The 14,617-nt window shown below is 40.0% G+C and carries 20 protein-coding genes; 7 read left to right on the forward strand and 13 right to left on the reverse strand.

Going from position 1 to position 14,617, the window contains the following annotated elements; all coding sequences use genetic code 11:
• Position 1: 1 nt before the first annotated feature.
• The 5 genes from AC0VYO_RS17355 to AC0VYO_RS17375 form a co-directional block, all read right to left on the reverse strand.
• A complete protein-coding gene (locus AC0VYO_RS17355; protein WP_283153732.1) occupies positions 2 to 358 on the reverse strand; it encodes a HesB/IscA family protein in 357 nt (118 codons plus the stop codon).
• 327 nt (positions 359 to 685) lie between these two features.
• The gene (gene dapF / locus AC0VYO_RS17360) at positions 686 to 1,546 is read right to left on the reverse strand and encodes a diaminopimelate epimerase (protein ID WP_430241772.1); all 861 of its coding nucleotides are present in this window, start codon (positions 1,544 to 1,546) and stop codon (positions 686 to 688) included.
• A gap of 21 nt (positions 1,547 to 1,567) precedes the next feature.
• Entirely contained in the window at positions 1,568 to 1,807 is a 240-nt protein-coding gene (locus AC0VYO_RS17365) for a hypothetical protein (protein WP_226615075.1), read from the reverse strand.
• 136 nt (positions 1,808 to 1,943) lie between these two features.
• Positions 1,944 to 3,167 (reverse strand): NupC/NupG family nucleoside CNT transporter, encoded by a 1,224-nt coding sequence (locus tag AC0VYO_RS17370; RefSeq protein ID WP_404683161.1) that lies wholly within the window; start codon positions 3,165 to 3,167, stop codon positions 1,944 to 1,946.
• Positions 3,168 to 3,403: 236 nt separating this feature from the next.
• On the reverse strand, positions 3,404 to 3,628 hold the full coding sequence (locus AC0VYO_RS17375) for a DUF1450 domain-containing protein (RefSeq protein ID WP_475365729.1): 225 nt from the start codon (positions 3,626 to 3,628) through the stop codon (positions 3,404 to 3,406).
• 217 nt (positions 3,629 to 3,845) lie between these two features.
• On the opposite strand from AC0VYO_RS17375, the gene AC0VYO_RS17380 reads away from it, so the two are divergent.
• Positions 3,846 to 4,910, forward strand: coding sequence for an NAD(P)/FAD-dependent oxidoreductase (locus tag AC0VYO_RS17380; protein WP_283153730.1), 1,065 nt, complete (start codon positions 3,846 to 3,848; stop codon positions 4,908 to 4,910).
• 81 nt (positions 4,911 to 4,991) lie between these two features.
• On the opposite strand, the gene AC0VYO_RS17385 is transcribed toward AC0VYO_RS17380, so the two are convergent.
• Positions 4,992 to 5,300, reverse strand: a complete 309-nt coding sequence (locus AC0VYO_RS17385) for a DUF1462 family protein (protein ID WP_194218999.1) — start codon at positions 5,298 to 5,300, stop codon at positions 4,992 to 4,994.
• A gap of 211 nt (positions 5,301 to 5,511) precedes the next feature.
• On the opposite strand from AC0VYO_RS17385, the gene AC0VYO_RS17390 reads away from it, so the two are divergent.
• The gene (locus tag AC0VYO_RS17390; RefSeq protein WP_194218998.1) at positions 5,512 to 5,736 is read left to right on the forward strand and encodes a NifU family protein; all 225 of its coding nucleotides are present in this window, start codon (positions 5,512 to 5,514) and stop codon (positions 5,734 to 5,736) included.
• Between the two features lie 44 nt (positions 5,737 to 5,780).
• On the opposite strand, the gene AC0VYO_RS17395 is transcribed toward AC0VYO_RS17390, so the two are convergent.
• A complete protein-coding gene (locus AC0VYO_RS17395) occupies positions 5,781 to 6,782 on the reverse strand; it encodes a protein kinase family protein (protein ID WP_430241778.1) in 1,002 nt (333 codons plus the stop codon).
• A 167-nt stretch (positions 6,783 to 6,949) separates the two neighbouring features.
• On the opposite strand from AC0VYO_RS17395, the gene AC0VYO_RS17400 reads away from it, so the two are divergent.
• Positions 6,950 to 7,447, forward strand: a complete 498-nt coding sequence (locus tag AC0VYO_RS17400) for a phosphatidylglycerophosphatase A family protein (RefSeq protein WP_194218996.1) — start codon at positions 6,950 to 6,952, stop codon at positions 7,445 to 7,447.
• Between the two features lie 31 nt (positions 7,448 to 7,478).
• Here AC0VYO_RS17400 and AC0VYO_RS17405 read toward each other — a convergent pair whose 3' ends face one another.
• Both AC0VYO_RS17405 and AC0VYO_RS17410 read right to left on the reverse strand, forming a co-directional pair.
• Positions 7,479 to 8,243, reverse strand: coding sequence for a TIGR01457 family HAD-type hydrolase (locus AC0VYO_RS17405; RefSeq protein WP_475367895.1), 765 nt, complete (start codon positions 8,241 to 8,243; stop codon positions 7,479 to 7,481).
• Positions 8,244 to 8,409: 166 nt separating this feature from the next.
• Entirely contained in the window at positions 8,410 to 8,856 is a 447-nt protein-coding gene (locus tag AC0VYO_RS17410; RefSeq protein ID WP_194219608.1) for a DUF86 domain-containing protein, read from the reverse strand.
• A 180-nt stretch (positions 8,857 to 9,036) separates the two neighbouring features.
• Here AC0VYO_RS17410 and AC0VYO_RS17415 point away from each other — a divergent pair, with 180 nt between their 5' ends.
• Complete coding sequence (locus AC0VYO_RS17415; RefSeq protein WP_098444844.1) at positions 9,037 to 9,309, forward strand: DUF3055 domain-containing protein; 273 nt, start codon at positions 9,037 to 9,039, stop codon at positions 9,307 to 9,309.
• A 49-nt stretch (positions 9,310 to 9,358) separates the two neighbouring features.
• A complete protein-coding gene (locus AC0VYO_RS17420; protein ID WP_226615082.1) occupies positions 9,359 to 9,628 on the forward strand; it encodes a hypothetical protein in 270 nt (89 codons plus the stop codon).
• Between the two features lie 11 nt (positions 9,629 to 9,639).
• Here the strand turns inward: AC0VYO_RS17420 and AC0VYO_RS17425 are convergent, their stop codons facing one another.
• On the reverse strand, positions 9,640 to 9,945 hold the full coding sequence (locus tag AC0VYO_RS17425) for a YutD family protein (protein WP_194218993.1): 306 nt from the start codon (positions 9,943 to 9,945) through the stop codon (positions 9,640 to 9,642).
• Positions 9,946 to 10,071: 126 nt separating this feature from the next.
• Here AC0VYO_RS17425 and AC0VYO_RS17430 point away from each other — a divergent pair, with 126 nt between their 5' ends.
• The gene (locus AC0VYO_RS17430; RefSeq protein WP_430241783.1) at positions 10,072 to 10,731 is read left to right on the forward strand and encodes a YhcN/YlaJ family sporulation lipoprotein; all 660 of its coding nucleotides are present in this window, start codon (positions 10,072 to 10,074) and stop codon (positions 10,729 to 10,731) included.
• Between the two features lie 51 nt (positions 10,732 to 10,782).
• On the opposite strand, the gene lipA is transcribed toward AC0VYO_RS17430, so the two are convergent.
• On the reverse strand, positions 10,783 to 11,670 hold the full coding sequence (gene lipA / locus AC0VYO_RS17435) for a lipoyl synthase (RefSeq protein ID WP_194218991.1): 888 nt from the start codon (positions 11,668 to 11,670) through the stop codon (positions 10,783 to 10,785).
• Positions 11,671 to 11,853: 183 nt separating this feature from the next.
• Between lipA and AC0VYO_RS17440 the strand changes: the two genes are divergently transcribed.
• Positions 11,854 to 12,840 (forward strand): M23 family metallopeptidase, encoded by a 987-nt coding sequence (locus tag AC0VYO_RS17440; RefSeq protein ID WP_430241785.1) that lies wholly within the window; start codon positions 11,854 to 11,856, stop codon positions 12,838 to 12,840.
• Positions 12,841 to 12,882: 42 nt separating this feature from the next.
• On the opposite strand, the gene AC0VYO_RS17445 is transcribed toward AC0VYO_RS17440, so the two are convergent.
• Both AC0VYO_RS17445 and AC0VYO_RS17450 read right to left on the reverse strand, forming a co-directional pair.
• A complete protein-coding gene (locus tag AC0VYO_RS17445; protein WP_194218990.1) occupies positions 12,883 to 12,987 on the reverse strand; it encodes a methionine/alanine import family NSS transporter small subunit in 105 nt (34 codons plus the stop codon).
• Between the two features lies 1 nt (position 12,988).
• Positions 12,989 to 14,515, reverse strand: a complete 1,527-nt coding sequence (locus AC0VYO_RS17450; RefSeq protein ID WP_194218989.1) for a sodium-dependent transporter — start codon at positions 14,513 to 14,515, stop codon at positions 12,989 to 12,991.
• Positions 14,516 to 14,617: the final 102 nt, after the last annotated feature.

Consider the following 14,617-nt stretch of genomic DNA (forward strand, 5'->3'; position numbering starts at 1 on the left):
CTTAACAATTCTCCGGCGTACCAGCGTTGGTCGCTGTTTTAAACGAAGAACCACAGCCGCATGATGCGATCGCGTTCGGATTATCGATGGTGAATCCGCCGCCCATCATGTTTTGTTTATAATCAATATTCACACCGTTTAAAACGGGTGCGCTTTCGTTATCCATAATAATCGTTACGCCATGCTGAGCGTCGAGAGCTTGATCATCTTCCTTCATTTCTGTATCAAAGCCCATGCCGTAGCTTAAACCAGTACAGCCGCCACCTTTAACACCTACGCGTAAATAAAGATTGTCGCCTTCTTCTTGCTTCATCATTTCTTTTACCTGTGCTGCTGCAGCTTCAGATAAATGGATCATTTAAATCCCTCCAATCACCGTAATGCTACTATTAGTATATCGTGCTATAGAACTAAGCTCAACAATTGAACACTATCAAACAGAAATACTCACTTCGCTAGCCTGATGATTGTATTTCAACTGTAATATCAGATTATGCTTCTTATCAAGTTTTTGACCATATGCCAATAGTTCCGGGTAATTCAAGCCAAGTACTATATCGGCTTGAGTCATTTTTGCGCATAGAATTTCACGCCGTATCTTTTCACAGTCGGAGTCTTGAATGATCCTTCTATTCATAACCACTTATTATTCTAAATCAATATCCTATCATTTACAAATATCCAGTTATTTCCCTGTATAATAAACTCCAGTTGATATCGTCACTGCTGGACCTGTCATCCAGATGTGATCATCTTCATCCCACGTAATTTCCAGATCGCCGCCTGCGAGATGAACTGTCACCTCTGTACCCTTTAATGTTTTGTTATTTAATACGCCTGCTACTACTGCTGCACATGCGCCTGTTCCACAAGCTTGAGTAATACCAGAGCCTCTCTCCCATACTCGAAAATGGTATTCACTGCTAGAGACTACTTCAACAAATTCAACATTAATACTTTCTGGGAATAGCTGATGATCTGTAAAATAAGGTCCTGCTGTTGTGAGAGGAGCCTTTTCTATATTATCGACAAACATCACCATGTGAGGATTCCCCATCGATACTCCCGTCATTTGAAGCGGTTCTTCTTCAAAAAACACCGTTTCATCAATAACTTCGTCTTCTGAATTTCCGATCATTGGAAGACTTCCTCTTGTCCACTCCGGTCTCCCCATATCAATCGTAACAGTCTCCACACGATCACCCGCTAAATGAACTTCTGCCTGTACAAGTCCTGCTAGCGTTTCAATGGCAAATTTCGTTGAAGAAACCAGCTGGTTTTCATATGCATACTTAGCTACGCAGCGGAGGCCATTGCCACAGTTTTTCCCTTCAGAACCATCTTTATTAAAAATTCTCATCTTCACTTCTGCTTGATCGGATGGGCAAATCAAGATCATTCCATCCGATCCTATACCCGTGTAAACATCCGATACTTCTCTTGCGTATTGAGGAAGGTTCTTTTCTTCTAACTTTTGCTCAAATAAGTTGATGTAAATGTAATTGTTACCAAGACCATGCATTTTTGTATATGTTATCTCTTGCAATGCTTTCACTCTTTCTATATTTTAATGGCTCTTTCGAACAGCTTCTGTCGTCCAGAAATAATCACTATCAATTTTCTCAATCATGAGCTTGCCGTTACAGCAAGGCATCACGAGTCTTGTTTTGATTTCTTCACAACCTTGTTGGTAATCTCGTTCTGTCATAGGCGTTAAAACATTCTCACTATGACAAAATGGACAATGCGGAACATAGACGTCCCCCATCATACGATCATATGGCAATGTATGTTCAAAGCTACTCACGAGTGATCCCCCCTGTCTATTATTTAGACAAGTATACCGTAAAACAGGCAAAAAACAACACCGCTTCGCCTTCCGTTTTCAATACAACCAATCAAAACGATATAAAAAAAAGCCTCTATAAAAGAGGCTTTCAAAATTAGAAAATTAGCATACCTGCGATTGCAGCATTTAAAAGGTTTGCAAGCGTACCTGCAAGGATTGCGCGCATTCCAAGCTTTGCAATTTCAGGACGACGTTTAGGCGCTAGACCTCCAAGGCCTCCAAGTAGAATAGCAAGAGAAGAGAAGTTCGCAAATCCACAAAGAGCAAAACTGATAATCGCAACTGATTTGTCAGTTAGGTTCCCAGCACTAATTTCTGGACCGAAAGAAGAGAAAGCTACAAATTCATTAAGAATTAACTTCTGTCCAATGTAGTTACCTGCTTGAACAGCATCTTGCCACGGAACACCAATAACAAAGGCAAGTGGTGAGAAGATATACCCAAGAATTTGCTGAATCGTTATGCTTCCTGCGCCAAACCATCCACCTACTGCTCCAAGTAAACCGTTTAGCAGGGCAATCAATGCGATAAACGCAAGAAGCATCGCTCCAACGTTTAAAGCAAGTTTCAGACCGTCTGATGCACCATGTGCAGCAGCGTCAATCACGTTTACGTGATCTTCGTTTCTTTCCATCTTAATTTCTTTCGCTGTTTCTGGTGTTTCAGTCTCTGGCATGATGAGCTTAGCCATTAACAATCCACCTGGTGCTGCCATGAAACTTGCCGCTAGTAAATACTCAAGCGGTACACCTAATAAAGAATAACCAATTAGGACCGAACCAGCTACCGAAGCAAGTCCTCCTGTCATAACTGCAAAAAGTTCTGATTTCGTCATTTTATCTAAATAAGGTTTGATGACAAGTGGCGCTTCTGTTTGACCAACAAAGATATTTGCAGTAGCTGAGAGTGACTCCGCTTTACTTGTTCCAAGCGCCCATGAAATTGCTCCACCAAGAATACGGATAACCCACTGCATAATTCCAAGGTAATAGAGCACAGAAATAAGAGAAGAGAAGAAAATAATGATCGTTAGTACTTGAAATGCAAAGATCATTCCAATGTCTTCATTTCCAATTAAGCCACCGAAAAGGAAGCCAATTCCTTCATTTGCATATCCAATAATATCCTGAACGAATAGTGATAGTTGTTTTAAAGCAGCTTTACCCGCTTCCCATTTTAATACTACAAATGCAAATGCAACCTGAATGGCAAGTGCACCCAGTACCGTACGTAGGTTAATCGCTTTGCGATTTGTAGAAAAGATTAGTGCGATGGCAAATAACACAGCCATACCACCGAATCCCCATAAAATTTGCATATTTTACACCCCTTGTTAATTATTGAACCCGTTTATAAGCATAGCCTACCCCATTACCAGATTTTAAATAGAAATATTATAGCAATTAGCTAAATACAGCGCTTACAAACAGTGTTTTGTTATCTGAATATTCGACATTTTTCGCGTGTACGCGGAAAATAAAAAGTCCGTTCTCTCTCTATTAGACTTCAATGGACCTTTGTCATTATAACACAGAAACTGAGCAATGAAAGCCCTTAATTTTCATCGATTAATTTTCGCATTATTTTCTCTATTAAAGCTTCAGATGTATCCGCATTTACTAAACGTCCATCTACGATAGCAAAAGACTCAGAGTAGCAGTTCCCACAATAACCAAGACAGCCGTAGTCAATTAATTCAATATCGTGGATCTTCTCCAGGGCCTCCCATACGAGCTTATTCTCTCTCAAGTTTCCCGCACAAAATTCGATTGTCTTCAAAGTAAAGCCACTCCTCAGTTAAGCATTTAAGAAATGTTATTGTACATAAGTCACAGTTTCGCTATACTTTTAACTGTCATAACATAATGAATCGTATAACTATATTATAGCGCGTGTCGCTTCCTTTTTTCTTCCTAATTCATCATTTCTTCTTCATCTTTTCTACTTATTATAGGGAGACAGCGTTATGCAATTTTATTAAAGGGGACCTCTTATCATGAAAAGGCTAGTGCTATTAGGCGGCGGATACGGTGGTATGCGTATCCTACAGAAATTATTTGCATCTGATCTACCAGAAGACCTCACAATTACGCTTGTTGACCGCAACCCTTATCACAGTATGAAAACCGAATATTATGCCCTTGCCGCTGGAACAGCAAGTGATCATCACATACGTGTTCAATTCCCAGTTCATAAGAAGCTAGAAATCAAATACGGCGAAATCACTAGTATAAATCTAGATTCAAATGTCATTCACCTAAATGACGATGATGACCTTGCATATGACACGCTCGTCATTGGACTAGGATGCGAAGATAAGTATCATAACGTACCAGGTGCAGATGTTCATACTCTAAGCATTCAAACGATTGATTCATCTCGAAGAACGTATGAAGTATTGAACAACCTCGGCGCTAAATCTGTCGTTGGTATTGTTGGTGCAGGACTTAGTGGAGTGGAGCTAGCAAGTGAACTTCATGAAAGTAGGCCAGATCTTCAAATTAAGCTATTTGATCGAGGACACACTATTCTTTCTGCCTTCCCAGAACGACTTGGAAAATACGTTCAATCCTGGTTTGAGGAGCGTAATGTAGAAGTTGTTAGTGAATCAAATATTACAAAGGTCGAACCCAATACGCTCTTTAATCATGGAGAGCCTGTCCACTGTGATTCAATTGTATGGACAGCTGGCATCCAGCCTAACAAAATCGTAAGAGATCTTGACGTTGAAAAAGATGCCCAGAAGCGTATTGTATTAAATGACTATCATTCTGTTCCAAGTCATGAGAATGTTTTTGTTGTAGGAGACTGTGCAAGCTTGCCACATGCACCAAGTGCTCAGCTTGCTGAGGAACAAGCAGAACAAATTGCTCTCGTATTGCAGAAGCAATGGAAAAAAGAAACGCCACCTGCGCTTCCACCAATTAAAATCAAAGGAACGCTTGGCTCACTCGGAAGCAAGCATGGCTTTGGTGTCATGGCGAATCGTCCACTTACTGGCCGAGTTCCTCGTCTACTCAAGTCAGGTATATTATGGATGTATAAGAATCATAACGGTTAATAAGGTTGACCTTTATAAGAAGTAAATATACTTTTTCGTAAGATAAAACCCGTGAACAAATTTGTTCACGGGTTTTATCATTTAAGCCGTTGCAGAACGGTCTTCTAGAACAGCATATAAGTCTTTTAATTTAGGGTTACCTTCTGACACAATTTCATTTCGGACGACAACAACTGGATAGAACAGATCTTCATCAATCACTTTTGAAGCAAAAGCCGCCTCATAACCGGAGAGTTTACTATGAATGTCAATATATCGAACGACTATTTGGCGATCAGGATACTTGCGGTCGAGGGCCGCTTTAAGCCATTCAGCCGTTTCTTCTGAAGAAGGCAAGTTTACACAGCTTGCACAGCGCTCACCTGCTCCATAGACGAGTACTTCTTCCATGGTGAAAACGTCCTTTCTATTCAATCAATTTACCTTCATTGTACCCTATTCCTATCATGTAGAAAAGAAGCATTCGCCTTTTTCATGTTCCAATCTTGAATATGGATTCATACCATGATAAAGTTAGGATGAGAATTATAATCATTCTACATTAGCACATAGATTTTTAACTTAATCATTAGTATAATGGAAGTATGAAGGGAGTCGATGAATGATGCAAGAGCAAGTACAAGATGTATTGAATAAACTACGTCCATTCCTTCTGCGTGACGGTGGAGACGTAGAGCTTGTAGACATCGAAGAAGGCGTAGTTAAAGTACGTTTAATGGGAGCATGCGGCAGTTGCCCTAGTTCCACTATCACACTTAAAGCAGGTATTGAACGCGCACTTCTTGAAGAAGTTCCTGGCGTAACTGAACTCGAGCAAGTATTTTAAACCAAACACATCCACCCCCTCTGTCATGGAGGGGGTTTTTATTTTTAACTTAACCAATCTACTCTTCTCATTTGCTTGCCATATTCACCCATCAATTCCTGAAACAACAAACGGTACATTTCCTCCCTTTCTCCTTCTCTTCTCACAAGTTGCTTTAAATTCACAAAACTTTTTTCTTTCTCCTTTAAATTGCCATCACTATAGTAATGCTCCACTGTCTCTACATATGGAAGAGGGAATAACAAACGAGCATACAGTAGATTCCAGTCCATTTGAGTTAACGTACGCCTCTCATGATAATTCCACATAAATTGCCTGATGCCTTCAAAATTCCCCTCGCCCTCAACTAGCTCATATCTAATCCACTCAGCAAGATCTCTCGCTGGATGGTCAAGGATGAGATCATTCGGAAATAGCCCTTCAGATGTACGGTGATAATTGGCTGTATACCGATTAAACGCAAGAGTTCTAATCTGAAATGGATTCATTCCCATGTCAATACCACAGTCCACAATGTACTGAATCGCATTCTCTGATAAGCCAGAATAATAGGGGAATGTTTCTATAAACCATTCATCAAATTCTCTGAGAGGCTGAGTCTGATTCTTCAATTCCTCACGAAAAGATTCAAGTTGGTCTATCCTGTACTGCCACCGCATCTGCCAAGGTTGAATTTCTGGTAATTCACTATAAGCTGCTAGGAGATTACCTGCTTTCCTATGAAATAGCGCTAGCCGACTCCCATCATTGTGATGAATGCGAATATTTCGATCATACGGTTTTTGATAAAGAACATACGCCTCATTCTGAATTGTCTCTATATACTTCCCTCTTCTTGAAGAAATCGGTAACATTGTAGGTTCATTCTGTTGATTAAGAAAGTTTGCTACCATTACATACCAGGGAAATTCACTCTCTTGTTCACTTAGTGCACGCCTTAAAATAAATTCAGATTGATCAGATGTACGAAGCAAATATCCACTATTTTTAACATTATGTTGATCTATAACGATGCCATATTGATGAAAAACCTCTCGTTCAAGCATATTAACCCTCCGGCAATTCGTCTTAATACCGTACTATATGCCCCGCGCGCCCAATCGGTGTAAAGTAGTCACAGAAGTTTAGTGTCATATTTCTTCCTGACTTACCATATACTAATATAATCAATAACATCCAATACCAATTTACTATAAAGTTAGGTGGGACAAGAATGGGCCAAGAACCTATGGACCTTGTAGAACAAGCAGCGAGAAGTAAATTAAAAGAACGTGGTGTCGAGATCAAAGATATCGCAGACCTTGTTTTCTATCTCCAAGAAAAATATCACCCTAACCTTGAAATGGAAACTTGCATACAAAATGTAGAACGTGTACTTTCAAAAAGAGAAGTGCAAAATGCAGTGCTCACGGGAATTCAGCTTGACGAACTTACGGAAAGAAAACTGCTTGATCAGCCTCTACAAGATATATTAATGAAAGATGAAGGTCTATATGGCGTAGACGAAATCATCGCTCTTTCAATTGTAAATGTATACGGATCGATTGGCCTTACGAACTATGGTTTTATCGATAAACAAAAGCCTGGTATTCTCGAAAAGTTAAATGATAAATCCAGTGGTGCATGCCATACCTACCTTGACGATATTGTGGGAGCTATTGCGGCAGCTGCATCTAGTCGACTTGCCCATAGAGCCCAAAAAACAGAATAACGGCAAATATAAAAACGCCCAATGGGCGTTTTTATATTTGCCATTCATCTAGCGTAAGAGCCGTAAACTCGGGTTGCTTTTCGACTGATAACAAGTGCTCTTTCGTTGTTACGCCTGTATGAACAAGCAATGTATCCAAACCGGCATTGATACCTGCAAGAATATCGGTGCGATAATTGTCCCCAACCATCAACGTCTCTTCTTTCGGTGTACCAAGTTGAGCAAGAGCTTGTTCCATAATAATAGGTTCAGGCTTCCCAATAAAAATAGGGTCTACTTCCGTTGAAACAGTCACGACTGCCGTCAATGAACCATTACCGGGTAACAATCCTCGTTCAGTTGGAATCGCAATATCTCCATTTGTCGATATAAAAGTAGCTCCGTTTCGAACGGCAATGCACGCCTTCGCAAATTTTTCGTATGTGATTGAACGGTCAATCCCAACGACAACATAGTCTGGATTGTCGTCTTGAATCATTAAACCTTCATCCGTTAAGGCATCGCGAATGCCTTCTTCTCCAATCACATAAACCGAAGCATCTTGCTTCTTATTAGAGATATAACTTGCTGTTGCCATGCTTGTTGTAAACACGTGATCTGGCGTACATGGTACACCAAACGCCTCAAGCTTATCAGAAACTTGTTCTTTCCGTTTTGATGAATTGTTCGTCACAAATAAATAGGGAATATTTGCTTCCTTTAAACGCTTCACGAACTCGACTGCTTCGTGAATTCTTTCAGTGCCCCGATACATCGTACCATCTAGATCAATTAAATAGCCTTTATAGTTTTTCATGTACTTATTATCCTCCTTCTACTTATCCAATCCATAAGAAAACCGCTTTCATTAATGAAAGCGGTTCATATATTCGGGTTTTTGAATAAAAAATGTCAGCTGATCGTTTCTTACTCTTTTCATCAAAAACACCTTACTTTCTTTACAATGTGTGTTTACCTTAACATCAATCTTCATTATCTGGAAGAAAAGCTGAAACAGCCCCTAATTCTTGATTTAAGTATGTTCTTATATCAGTAGGAAACTGCTCTAGTGCACTGAGGTTTTTCCGAAGATTTTGCTCCAATGCTTCATGATCAAGCATAACATATTGCTGCATTAGTGGTTTTCTCATGCCCACGACTTCTTTTAACATAATAGTATTTTCAGTTGATATTACTTTTTCATCAGCTAGGATTTCAATAATATCTTCATAGCTCCCGGGATCTCGCATAATGAATCCATCAATGATGCTGTTCCCTACGTCAATCATGCTCTCAATGACAACGTGATGAATTCGCTCTAATCCGAGAAAATGAAGTTCTGTTTGAAAAGAACTTTCCTTCATGAGAACAATCATTTTATCGAAATAAACCAGCTGTTCTTCTATTTTCTTACGATCCACAAAATACATACTCATGCACCTGCCTCTAACACTTATGATTCAATCACCATTTTCTGAAACGGTATTAAATACTTCTCTACATTTTATCATATCTTAAAATGCAACGGCTTACATTTTCTAATGAAAGCTTGTATGAGAACGCCTCATAAGATGGTATGATAGCGTTAACTAGAAAAGGAGGGTGCTATGATGGAAGATGAACGACTCATCTACGACGAACAGGAGGCCACTGAAGCCAGGTTCGTCTGCTTTATGGGAAGCAATCATCGGTTTGACCTTTGTATTGTAAAATCAGATCGCTTTTATGGAAAATCGTTAGTCCTCGATATTCAAGGAGGCAAATTTGCAATTATCGGCCACGATGATCTAAATGAGCCTGGAAATCTCGAGCATGCCTACTCTCTCAATGAAGAAGATGCTGAAGAACTTCGCAACTTCTTGAGAGAAGTCTTAAGTCACTAATATTTTATCAGACAATGAATACACTACCTCCTAAAGGTGGTGTTTATTCATGTTTGATGAAGAAGATTATCAAGACTTCGCTAACGTAGAGAAAGGGCGAAATTACGTCCTCCCTGAAGATACGCCAGAAGGTCCATACGGTTCACCGGTGAATAAAAAGCTCGGTAAAACCTCACCTTGGCGAGAAGGGCAGCGTTCCTATAGTGCATTTAATTACGAAAATAAAAATCTTCACCAACATTTACCTCGTCAGGACCCTGGCTCACATCCACCACACGATGATCCAGAAAAAGACTCCGAAAAACCATACAAAGCATAAGCCCATAGGGCTTATGCTTCTTGTTGTTGTTTCTTCGGTTTTTCCTTCTTCTGCTTCTTTAATACAAAATAAGGGCAGCCGAAGTTGCAGTATTCATATAAATAATCAAGCACCGTGCTGAATTTTGTATCGAAAGTTGCTTTTTGGTTACGGTCCTCAAAGAATCCTTTTAATCTAAGCTGACCATAGCCCCAATCCCCAACAATGTAATCATATTTATCCAAAATCTCACTATATCGAGCAAGAAAAGCTTCTTCGTTCCAACCTTCTCTTTCATCCTTCATCAACTCAAACGTATGTTGATTTACTTTTATCATTCTTTATCCCTCATTTCAAAATGGGCTCATTAGTCTTATGATACCTTTTTTATTCGATTTGTCCAAGTAATACCAGTAAAAAAGGAACAGAGTTCGGTCATGATAACAGTATGGAGGTGAATGTTATTGAAAAAACAAATTCTGCTCATACTGCCACTCGTATTAGGACTTGGGGCATGCCAGGGAGAAAATGCGACAGATTCCTTTGACCACGCAGATTTAACACCTGTTAAAACGGATCCCGATGAATACGGTATGAACACCGCTAATTCTCAGGAAAAGTCCAAAAAGGGTGGCTTTGGATATGTGCGTCATACACGAAATACTAACAACATGAATTCTCAAAAACAACCCGAGAACATAGCCTACCTTGATCGTGATCGTATGTCGGATATGATCGGTTCAATGGCAATTGTTTTACCTTATGTCAGTGATGTCGCAACGCTAGTAACAGATGAAGAAGTTCTCATTGGCTATAAAACAACAACAAAAGATCGTGATGCCACTGCAGATCAAGTAAAGAAAACGGCTCTTTCTGTCATTCCAAGATATTATCATGTCTATGTTTCTGACGAAGAAGGAATGATTGCTGAGGTCGAGCGATATCAAAATGCCTCCACTGCAAATGGAGAACTCGAGAAGAGCATAGAAGAAACGATTGCCAAAATGAAGAAAGCGCCACAAGGGAAAAAGGTAAGTGATGGAGAGAACGAGAACGGTGAGATGAAGGGCGAAATGAATGAAGACTTAAATGATACAGATGGAAAAGAAATGATGTCGAAGTAAAAAAATCGGCCCGATAAAGGCCGATTTTTTATCTTTATTATTACTTATCCATTACTTCGAAGCTTGCTTGGCTGCATTGACTTGCTCATCAGCATGATAAGACGAACGAACCATTGGACCAGATTCACAGTGTTTAAAGCCTTTTTCTAACGCAATATCTTTGAGCTCAAGAAACTCTTGAGGCGTCCAGTATTTTTCTACTTTTAAATGCTTTTTCGATGGTTGTAAATATTGCCCAAGTGTAACAATATCAACATCATGTGCACGAAGATCATCAAGTGTTTGAATGATTTCCTCTTTTGTTTCACCTAATCCTAGCATGATGCTGGATTTAGTCGGAATCTCAGGATTCATTTCTTTTGCACGCTGAAGAAACTCTAGTGTACGACGATATTTCGCGCGTGCTCTCACTCTTGGCGTTAGGCGCTCCACTGTTTCAATATTGTGGTTCATAATATCCGGTTTCGCATCCATGAGTGTTTCAAGCGCTTCATATTGGCCACCCATGTCTGATGGAAGAACTTCGATCGAACAGAACGGATTTTTACGACGAATAGCACGTACGGTTTCAGCAAAAACAGCCGCGCCACCATCTTTTAAATCATCTCGCGCTACAGCGGTAATGACCACGTGTTTTAGTCCCATCTGTTCAACGGAATCCGCAACGCGTTCAGGCTCTGCCCAATCAAGCTCAGTTGGAAGACCAGTTTTTACTGCACAGAAACGGCATGCACGAGTACAAACATCACCAAGAATCATAAAGGTTGCCGTCTTACGAACAGCCCAACATTCATGAATATTCGGACAACGCGCTTCCTCACAGACCGTATGTAACTTTTTCTCGCGCATCATCTTTTTTAAGCCTTTATAATTTTCGTTTGTATTTAGTTTTATTTTCAACCACTCTGGTTTTCTTAAATATTCTTCTTTCTTACTCACTACACTCACCTCACCTATTACTTTTCTGTAATAAAGAATACCATAGGTAACTCATTCATTTCTATAAAAAGTGTGAATCTATTGAGGATTAAGACTTTAGACCTTCCATTATTTAGTTCTAATGATTTACGCACGGAAAACCAAACTAAGGGTAATGACAAATTACGAAAGGAGAAGAAACACTTGAGAAAATATAGTTTTCTTATCCTTATTCTTTTCTTCCTCATCCCTATAAACGTTCGAGCTGCTGATATAGACGAAGATAAACTAAGAAGCGAACGGAAGATGTTATTTCATAAGATGGAAGCCGTCACACAAGTCCCCTGGTACATCTATGCTGGTATTGATCAATATGAACGAAGCATTAGGCGCTCACAAAAAGATATTCCTCGTGAAAAAGGTGCAATAGCTATCTATATTACGCCTGAGAAATGGTCTGGGAGTACGAATCCAAATAAAGAAGATCACGACCCTATCTCGATATCGTTCTTTAATGGAATTGGCCTCGATGGCAATGGAGATGGCAAAGCCGAGCGTACTAATGACGAAGATCTACTTTATACAATTGGGTCTTTCATACAACAGTATGGAAGTTCTTTAGAAGATATTCAAATTGGTCTTTGGGACTATTATCATCGTGACCAGGCAGTAAGGACGATTACAAGTAATAGTGCTGTTTATCATACATTCAAAACGCTTAAACTCGATAAGCATGCTTTTCCCGTACCACTTCACGCAAACTATAGTTACCGAAGCACTTGGGGCGATCGACGTGGCTGGGGCGGACTTCGAATTCACGAAGGAACGGATATTTTCGCTTCTTATGGTGTTGGAGTGAAAGCGACAAGTTACGGAACTGTCGAAACGAAGGGATGGAATGAATACGGTGGATGGCGGATCGGGATTCGGGATATCGATGGCAATTACCACTACTATGCTCACCTAAATGGGTTTGAAAAAGGCATTGAGAAAGGTCATGTTGTACAGCCAGGTGAAATCATTGGGTATGTTGGTAGCTCTGGATATGGACCAAAAGGAACGGCTGGAAAGTTCCCGCCACATCTTCACTATGGCATCTATAAAGACAACGGAAGAACAGAATGGTCGTATGATCCCTATCCTTCGTTGAGGCTCTGGGAACGACAGGAACGAATACGCAACAAAAAGTAAGCAAAAAAGAAGAACTAGCTCGCTAGTTCTTCTTTTTATGTTCTATTGTTTTTTTGATACTCTTACAGCATTCAAAATGCTAGCCGCAAGACCACCCCATATAATAACCATTCCAACTACCATCATGAAAATCGCGCTACCACCCATATTAGCTTACCTCCTTATACTTTTGCTGTTCAGCTTTCGCATCCCATTTCTTTAGGCTGAATAGAATTCCAACCAGAAGGGCGAATCCTGCGACAGCCCAGCCACTATAAAGAATAAAGCCGTTTGAGTAGCCTTCATAGTTCCCAGTCGGTGTATCAAACTGACGAAGAAGATTTGTCTTAAAGAGATCGAACATCATATAACCAAGTACGAGAGGAGTAATGACTCCAAGACAAGCTTTCCACCAGTACTTCAGTGAAATGTCTGAAATGCCGTTTGCATGTGACTCAAGCGTATTAAGCTCACGAAGTACCCATGCTACAACAACCACCTCCACTAGTCCTACAAAGGCAATTCCGAACTGGTTAATAAAGTAATCAGCTGCGTCAAGGAAGAACAATCCGCCTTGCGTTGCAAACAGAATCGAGATAATAGAGGAAATCCCTCCACCAATTAGAACAGCTTTCGTACGAGAAATTCCGAACTTCTCAGAAACACCTGCAACATATGTTTCGGAAATAGAAATCAGTGAAGACAAACCTGCAAGTACAAGTGAAGCAAAGAATAAGAATCCGAACAACCCGTTCAAAGCTGGAAACTCATTGATTATTTGCGGGAAGACAACGAAGGCTAGTCCTACGCCACCGCTCACTACTTCGCCAACGCTAAGCCCCTGCTGCTGAGCCATAAATCCAAGCGCTGAGAATACCCCGATACCTGCTAGAAGCTCAAACGCCGAGTTACCAAAACCAGTAATAAACGCGTTATTCGTAATATCTGATTTCTTAGGTAAGTAACTAGAATAAGTAATCATAATAGCAAAAGCAATGGATAAACTGAAGAAAATTTGTCCGTATGCAGCAACCCAAACACTTCCTGAAGTAATACTGTCAAAATTCGGTGTAAAGAATGCATTTAGACCTTCAGCAGCACCAGGCAGTGTCACTGCTCGAATCACAATGATTAAGAAAAGAACAATTAATGTAGGAATGAAAATTTTATTAGCACGCTCAATTCCCTTTTTAACACCTGCAAGAAGTACGCCAAGTGTAATGATCCATACTGCAATTAATGGGAGAAATACGCCTGGTACGATACTACCTGTTTGTCCAGGATCAACCGTTAATTTCAGATAATCATTGAAGAGGAATGCTTCTGTATCAGAACCCCAACTTTGATTAAATGCAAAATAGCTATAAGAGATGGCCCACGCAATAATTACCGCGTAGTATGTGGAGATGACGAATGCAACGATAACGCCCCACCACCCAAGCCATTCCATCTTCTTATTCATTCGAAAGAACGAAAGTGGTGCGGATCCACGGAATTTATGACCCAATGTAAATTCAAGAATAAGAATTGGGATTCCGGCTGTTAATAATGCAAATAAATAAGGAATAAAAAATGCTCCACCACCGTTGTCATAGGCTACGGCCGGAAATCTCCAAATGTTCCCTAGACCTATTGCTGAACCAACTGCGGCTAATATAAAACCAGCCCTTGTCCCCCATTGCGCACGATTTTCCAAATAAATTACCCCCTTAGACAAATGTTAACCTTTTTCACCATAAGCCCCCTTCCAGAAAAAGGTTAAGACTTTTAAGTAAATTCAGATTATTTTGTTTATAGT

This window comes from Anaerobacillus sp. 63XJN7_4_ISO-PGPR-S23-413 (assembly GCF_056173725.1).